Source organism: Indolivaga macrotermitis, assembly GCF_900128985.1.
In the GTDB taxonomy this organism is placed as follows: Bacteria; Bacteroidota; Bacteroidia; order Bacteroidales; family Dysgonomonadaceae; genus Dysgonomonas_A; species Dysgonomonas_A macrotermitis.
In genome coordinates this window covers 1-7,362 of sequence record NZ_FQUC01000032.1, presented here as the reverse complement: position 1 = coordinate 7,362, position 7,362 = coordinate 1, and the positions used below count along the sequence as shown (strand labels likewise).

The 7,362-nt window shown below is 41.9% G+C and carries 3 protein-coding genes; all 3 read left to right on the top strand.

All coding sequences use genetic code 11. The features are described 5' to 3' along the window. The first annotated feature begins 263 nt into the window (after positions 1-263). The 3 genes from BUC12_RS19475 (at position 264) to BUC12_RS19465 (ending at position 6,647) form a co-directional block, all read left to right on the top strand. Positions 264-2,234: a fibrobacter succinogenes major paralogous domain-containing protein gene (locus BUC12_RS19475; protein WP_082141957.1), complete on the top strand. Its 1,971-nt coding sequence runs from the start codon at positions 264-266 to the stop codon at positions 2,232-2,234. Positions 2,235-2,293: 59 nt separating this feature from the next. Beyond that, positions 2,294-3,544, top strand: a complete 1,251-nt coding sequence (locus BUC12_RS19470) for a peroxiredoxin family protein (protein ID WP_062184963.1) — start codon at positions 2,294-2,296, stop codon at positions 3,542-3,544. Between the two features lie 1,039 nt (positions 3,545-4,583). Beyond that, positions 4,584-6,647, top strand: coding sequence for a beta strand repeat-containing protein (locus BUC12_RS19465; RefSeq protein ID WP_073357354.1), 2,064 nt, complete (start codon positions 4,584-4,586; stop codon positions 6,645-6,647). The last annotated feature ends 715 nt before the right edge of the window (positions 6,648-7,362 follow it).

Below are 7,362 nucleotides of genomic sequence, written 5' to 3'. Positions count from 1 at the left end.
TCTGTTATACCCAAATGACGGATCACTTTTTTGTGTGTCCGTTAACTTTCATTCATATATTTACTTTTTTATTACACGTTGGCTGGGCAGGTTGTGCCGGGTTGAGTCGTTGTTGTTTTTGTTGTTTTTCGAGTCTTATCCGAACAATAGCCTGCGTGCAAGCCGAAATATTAAGACAGCAGGGTGCAGGGATTGCACTTTGCTGTATTTTTCTATCCCTAAAAAATTACTCTTTTATAACAACAATTTAGAATTAAAAAGCAATGAAAAATAAAAAAATTTATTTATTAATATTATGCTCTTTAAGCATAATGTCCTTAAAGGCTCAAGTGGGAGTCAATACGGATGATCCTAAAGCCAGTTTGCATGTGATACCACAGACACTGGACGGTACCACCCCCGAAGGGATTATCTTCCCCAACCTGACACGTGCACAGTTGAAATCGAAAGATGCGCTATACGGCTCAGTCCACAAGGGAGCAGCGGTATATATTACGACGATAGACGGCACAGCCTCGGAGAAAACTAAGTATGTTACAAGTACCGATTACTATTATTTTGATGGTACTTACTGGCGTAACATGAGCTCTCTGGGACCATGGATGATTCAGGGTACAACAATTCCGGCAACAAGCAATACCGACAGTATCTACCAAACGGGAAACGTGGTTGTAGGTTCAAAGATTCCGCACCTGACAGGTACTCTGCTGGAATTAAAGACCCAGCAAAGCACAGCCACTATAACAAGTACGGTCGACAATAACAATGTAACATCAACAAAAGGCGGTTTTTTGTTGCCCAAAGTAAAGCTGGTCAATGTTAATACCCTCGAACCTTTCCTGTCAACCACCGACCCTGAGTTTACTTCAACGGATCTGAAGTACCGTCTGGCAGGTCTTATGGTTTACAATATATCGGATGCCGGGGTATTCTATCCTGCCGTTTATATCTGGAACGGCGAAAACTGGCAGACATCCCAAACCGATCCGGCTACCTCTTCCATAACAGGTCAACCGGCAGCTTTCACGTTCTATGAAAAGGGAACGGAAAGCCTTACGCCGTTGGTTTTCAATGTATCGGGTCTGGGTACATGGACTTACCAATGGTACCAGATCACAGGGAACAATATCCATGTACGTATAGCTACACCGGTGGGTACTGCCCCGGCCATAAGCGGTACCGGAGCACAGACATCCAGTTTCAGCCCCACTGGTGCACTAAAGGGCAGCACCCTCGATGCAGATAATACCGGCTACTATCGTTTTTACTGTGTTGCACAAAGCTCATTCGGAGCCCGTCTCGAATCTTCAATAGCCGAGGTTGCTGTCGGCTGCGGTGCTAAAAATAATTTGGGCGAGTGGATTAGTTTTATGTGTTTCAATCTGGGGGCACAAAATGGCATTACTATCCAAGAACAGAAGGACTATAATGTAGGAGCCTTTACAAATAATAACAACGGGGCTGCCAGCCAACACCTTTATATCTCGGGAGAGGAAAATGTCTGGGGAAGTCTCTTTCAATGGGGCCGTATAGCAGACGGACATGAAAAGACAAACCCGGCTCTAAACAATATGGCTTATACCGCTGCAAGTCCGCCTGCATATGCAAACGGAAATCGTTGCTCAACATCTGATAACTACAGACCTCTCCAGCAGATTGCTCAAAACTCGTCTTATTACGGGAAGTTTATTTATGCCCCACCTTCTCCCTATAGCTGGTATACAGGCGATCTTGCCGACCTGTGGCGTTCAGGCCGTTTTATCCAGAATGACCCTTGCGCCCATTATAATACAAACGGAAGTTATCAGGAATTCTGGCATAACGGAACTGATACTCAAAATAATTCTGTCGCCTGTACCAACTCCAACACCGCCTGGCGCTTACCTTCGCAAGACGAGTGGGGGGAGATTTATAGAGGCGGTATGATTTCGGGAAGCTCAGTTTCCTCAACAGCCAATACCTGGGTCTGGTATAACGGAACATCCTCTAATTATAGCAGGGGTTATGAAATAAAACCTGATGGTATTACGACTACCTTATTTTTGCCTACGGCTGGTTATCGCAGCAACACGAGTGGACAGCTATACAGCCAGGGAACCCAAGGGAGCTACTGGAGCAGTACTATTATCACAACAAATTCCTATTTCCTGTTCTTTAACGATGTTTCCGTGAATCCGGCAGCCAGTATCTACCGTGCCTACGGCTATTCAGTGCGTTGTATCAAGAATTCATAAAATAACAGTTGCTAGCATATACAAAATAGCCGGATACAAATATACAAATAGAGTATTTTATGAGAACCAAATCAAGAGTACTTGTCCTGTTTTATCTATTTATACCCTTGCTTTCCGTTGCCCAGGAAATAACATTGGATTTACCGGCTTGCCGTTACTGGCAGTATATTTTCTGTTTGAATTACGGTACCGGACAGGATACGGTAAAGACCGGACGATTTGATGAGAAAGGACATGCCCGTTTTAGCCTGCCCGAGCGGTACTCGTCGTACCGGGGAGTTGGAGTTCTGACAATCCCAACCACTCCTAAACGGCTGGGTATAGTGATTAATGGAGAGCCTGTACTGATCAACGAACCGGCGGGATCTACGGATATGGATAATAAACTGATGGCGATATCCAGCGAAAATACATATCTGACCTCTACCCTATCCGAACAGGCTAGCCTCCTTCAGGCGTATTATTATGCCATGTCGGGTTTGAGTATCCGGCAGAAAGGCGATTCGCTATATGACAGGGCATTGGCTGATACGGAGATTTTATCCGGAAGATATGTTTCTTTTCGGGATTCTATTCGCCGGAGCGACTACTATTCTGCTCGTATTCTGGAATTGTTGAATTGTTTATCCGGGGTCGGAAGTGCTGTAAACATTTCTCCTGATTCGGTTTTAAATGAGCAGCATCGTTTTCTGGTTGACGAACTTGATTTCCGCACTTTATATACGAGCGGCTACTGGTCTCTGGCTTGCGATACATGGTTTCAGACATGCCGCAACGATGACAGCCTGCTCTTATCTTCGTCCCGCAGGATGCTCGACCGTTGTAAAGAAGACCTGCCGGTACAACGCGAACTCATCCAGAGCCTGATCAGTATCTTTTCTAAATATGGTAAAGATAATTTACTTCTGGATTTGGGTAGGGAGTATCTGACTATACCTTTGAACGGTATGCCTGCTCCTGCTCTTCAACTGAATGATAAGGTGAGCATTATACCGAAAAACAGCTTGCTGCTATTTTACGAAACGGGTTGTGGGAATTGCCATAAGGAGCTTCATGATCTGAAAGAAAAATACTGGATGCTCGAGTCTAATGATATCCGTGTAGTTTCTATTTCGGCTGATATGGAGAGAGAGGTCTTTGAATCGTCTTCGACTGGATTCCCGTGGAAAGACTGGGTATATGACCAACGCGGATTTAACAGCGAAAACTTCCGTAACTACGGGATAGTGGGTACGCCTACTTTTATCTTGGTTGATAAGGAGGGTATTATCCGGGGACGTTTCGCGAAGATCAGCGAATTATTAAAATGATAATGAAGGCCTATTACATCAGTTATATTATGGTGTTATGGAATTCTTATTACAATACTGAATATCGTGTTCCTTATTTTTCTGGTGACCGGTTGATTATATTATATATTTTTTCCTATAAATGTTGGTATGGCAAGTTGTGTTGTGTAAAGACGTTGTTTTATTGTGTTTAATATATTTATACCTAACAACTTCCTGAGCGTAAAACCAACATAGGGCAGCAAGGTGCAGAGATTGCACTTTGCTGTATTTTAAAAATAATTTATAGAGTAGCCTGAACAATCATCTGATATATAATTCTACAGTCCGGGTTAAGCCTGCTTTCCGATGTTCATATTGGTTTTATTGGTTTCTCTGCCAAATGGCTGTTATTCTTACAGAGATTTCTTTCCATGCCCGTATCTCTGATGTAGAAGTGGCTGAGAACATCGGTTATAAGTAATTTTCGATATTTGTTTAACATATCACAAGCAAGAAAAAAAAGATTTTTTTATTAGTTTTTTTGTCCTATAAAAATTATTGTTTACATTTACAGCGAAAATAACATATCGAACGCATAAAGCAAATAATATGTTTCGAGGGCACATCTATAAAAATCCTATAGATAATCCAAGATTTAACGTTTTGGATTTGGTTGTATGCGCTAAAATATTAGAGAGAGAGAGAGAGAGAGAGAGAGAGAGAGAGAGAGACGCATTTAAATAAAGCAAAACCCGTAAAGCTACGAACTTTTTCGTTATATTTAGGCAGCGACACACTTTTTAGTGTATTCGGTGCTATTTTTTGTGCATATAGCACTTTTCATTCATTTATTTCATACAACACATTTAGTATATCATTCAATAAAGCATGTTGGCTGGGCAGATTGTGCCGGGTTGAGTCGTTGTTGTTTTTGTTGTTGTTTTTCGAGTCTTATCCGAACAACTGCCTGCACGCAAGCCAGCAACCTAAGACAGCAGGGTGCAGTGGTTGCACTTTGCTGTATTTTTTTATCCCTAAAAAATTACTCTTTATAACAACAATTTAGAATTAAAAAGCAATGAAAAATAAAAAAATCTATTTATTAATATTATGCTCTTTAGGAATAATGTCCCTAAAGGCTCAAGTGGGAGTCAATACGGACGATCCTCAAGCTAGCTTGCATGTGACTCCCCTGTCTCTGAACGGTACTACTCCTGAAGGGATTATTGCTCCTAACCTGACTAGGGCACAGCTCATCAGTAAAGATGCTCAATATACTTCTACTCAGAGAGGGGGTATTGTATATGTGACCGATTTGAGTGGTACTCTGACGACTAAGACTAATAAGATTACGGCTGTTGGATATTATTATTTTGATGGTACAATATGGCAGCCTTTTTTTTATAATACACCGGCGATACCGACCGAACCCTGGCGAGTACAGGGCGGTACGTCTGAAGCCACGGCCAATACTCAGAATATCTATCAGACTGGAAAGGTGGTTATAGGGGCTGCTCAGACGGGGACGGCGGCTACGGAAACTTTGTATGTTAATGGTACAAGTAATGTAACGGGGAACTCCCGCGTTGGTAGTTCGACGGTTACCGGGAATGAAACGGTTGGCGGTACTTTAGGGGTTACCGGCGCTACGACTTTATCGAGTACATTAGGGGTAGCTGGTGCTACGACTATAGCTTCTACTGGAAGTTTTACTTTAGCTGGTAATGGTGCGGCGGCTAGTAATTTTCTGATGTCGGATGCTTCGGGTAAAGGAACCTGGACTGCTTTGCCGACTACTGCGACAACCGAGCCTTGGCTGGTACAAGGGGGTACAACCCTTGCTTCGACTAATGCGCAGAATATTTATCAGACGGGTAGTGTGGCTATAGGGTCTAATACTGCCGATTCGTATAAGTTTCAGGTTACTGGTACGAGTAATATAACGGGGAACTCCCGCGTTGCCAGTTCGACGGTAGTGGGTAACGAAACGGTTGGCGGTACTTTGGGGGTTACCGGTGCTGCTACTCTCTCCAATACACTAGCTGTGACCGGTGCTACTTCCCTATCGAGCACATTAGGGGTAGCTGGTGCTACGACTATAGCTTCTACTGGAAGTTTTACTTTAGCTGGTAATGGTGCGGCGGCTAGCAATTTTCTGATGTCGGATGCTTCGGGTAAAGGAACCTGGACTGCTTTGCCGACTACTGCGACAACCGAGCCTTGGCTGGTACAAGGGGGTACAACCCTTGCTTCGACTAATGCGCAGAATATTTATCAGACTGGAAGTGTGGCTATAGGGTCCAATACTGCTGATTCGTATAAGTTTCAGGTTACTGGTACGAGTAATATAACGGGGAACTCCCGCGTTGCCAGTTCAACGGTAGTGGGTAACGAAACCGTTGGCGGCACTTTAGGGGTTACCGGTGCTGCTACTCTATCCAATACACTTGCTGTAACCGGTGCTACTTCCCTATCGAGTACATTAGGGGTAGCTGGAGTTGCTACTGTGAATAACAATCTGCTGGTAACCGGTAATGTAGGGGTAGGTACAAATACACCAAGTAATAAAATATCAATATCCACAACAGGTGCCAATACCGGATTACACTTACCTAATGGAGCATCATCTGGAAAAGTATTGACTTCTGACACTCAAGGAAATGCGGTTTGGGTATCTGGAGCTGTGCAGTATCAGACGATGGTAACTGGAGATGGGGGAACAACTATTTATACAGGTACACTGGGAGGCGCCAATGTAAAAATCAATTTCTTTACAAATGTATTATTCGATAAAGCTAAAGATATTTATGGAAATACATACGGATGGGATACAACTAATCAGCAGTATGTGGCACCTGTGACAGGTATCTATAGAGTAGCTTTTAATATCTATTTTCAATCTACAGAAGTTGGCGGTAATCCAAGAGTATATGTTTTCAAAAATGGAGTCTTTTTTCAAGATCCGGGTTTTGTTTCAGTGACAGATACAGGAATGGACCAAAGTAATTTTGTTATGGGATTAGTTAGCCTAAACGCAGGCGATATTATTGATTTTCGAGTTATGAAAATACATGGAAGTTCTCCAGATGTTGCTTTATGGGGGGGGCTAGGCCATACTTATATAATAATTGAGTCATTATAAAACACTGTCAAATAGAACATTAGTTTAGATATATCCGGTTAATTATATTATATATTTTTTCCTATAAATGTTGGTATGGCAAGTTGTGTTGTGTAAAGACGTTGTTTTATTGTGTTTAATATATTTATACCTAACAACTTCCTGAGCGTAAAACCAACATAGGGCAGCAAGGTGCAGAGATTGCACTTTGCTGTATTTTAAAAATAATTTATAGTGTAGCCTGAATAATCATCTGATATATAATTCTACAGTCCGGGGTAAGCCTGCTTTCCGAAGTTCATATTGGTTTTATTGGTTTCTCTGCCAAATGGCTGTTATTCTTACAGAGATTTCTTTCCATGCCCGTACCTCTGATGTAGATGTGGCTGAGAACATTGGTTATAAACAAATTACAACTACATTTTAACATTTCACAAGAACAAAAAAGAAACTTTTTTATCAGTTCTTTTTTGTTTTATCAAATTTACTCCTATATTTGTAGTCGAAAATGACATACTCAGCGAATAAATCAAAAAATGTTTCAAAGGCATATCTATAAAAATCCTATAGAGAATCTAAGATTTAACATTTTAGATTTTGTCGTATGCGCTAAAGTATTAGAGAGAGAGAGAGAGAGAGAGAGAGAGAGAGAGAGAGAGAGAGATGCGCATCGGATAAAACTAAATCTGTAAAATTACGAACTTTTTCATTATACCAAAGTAGCGGACCACTTTTT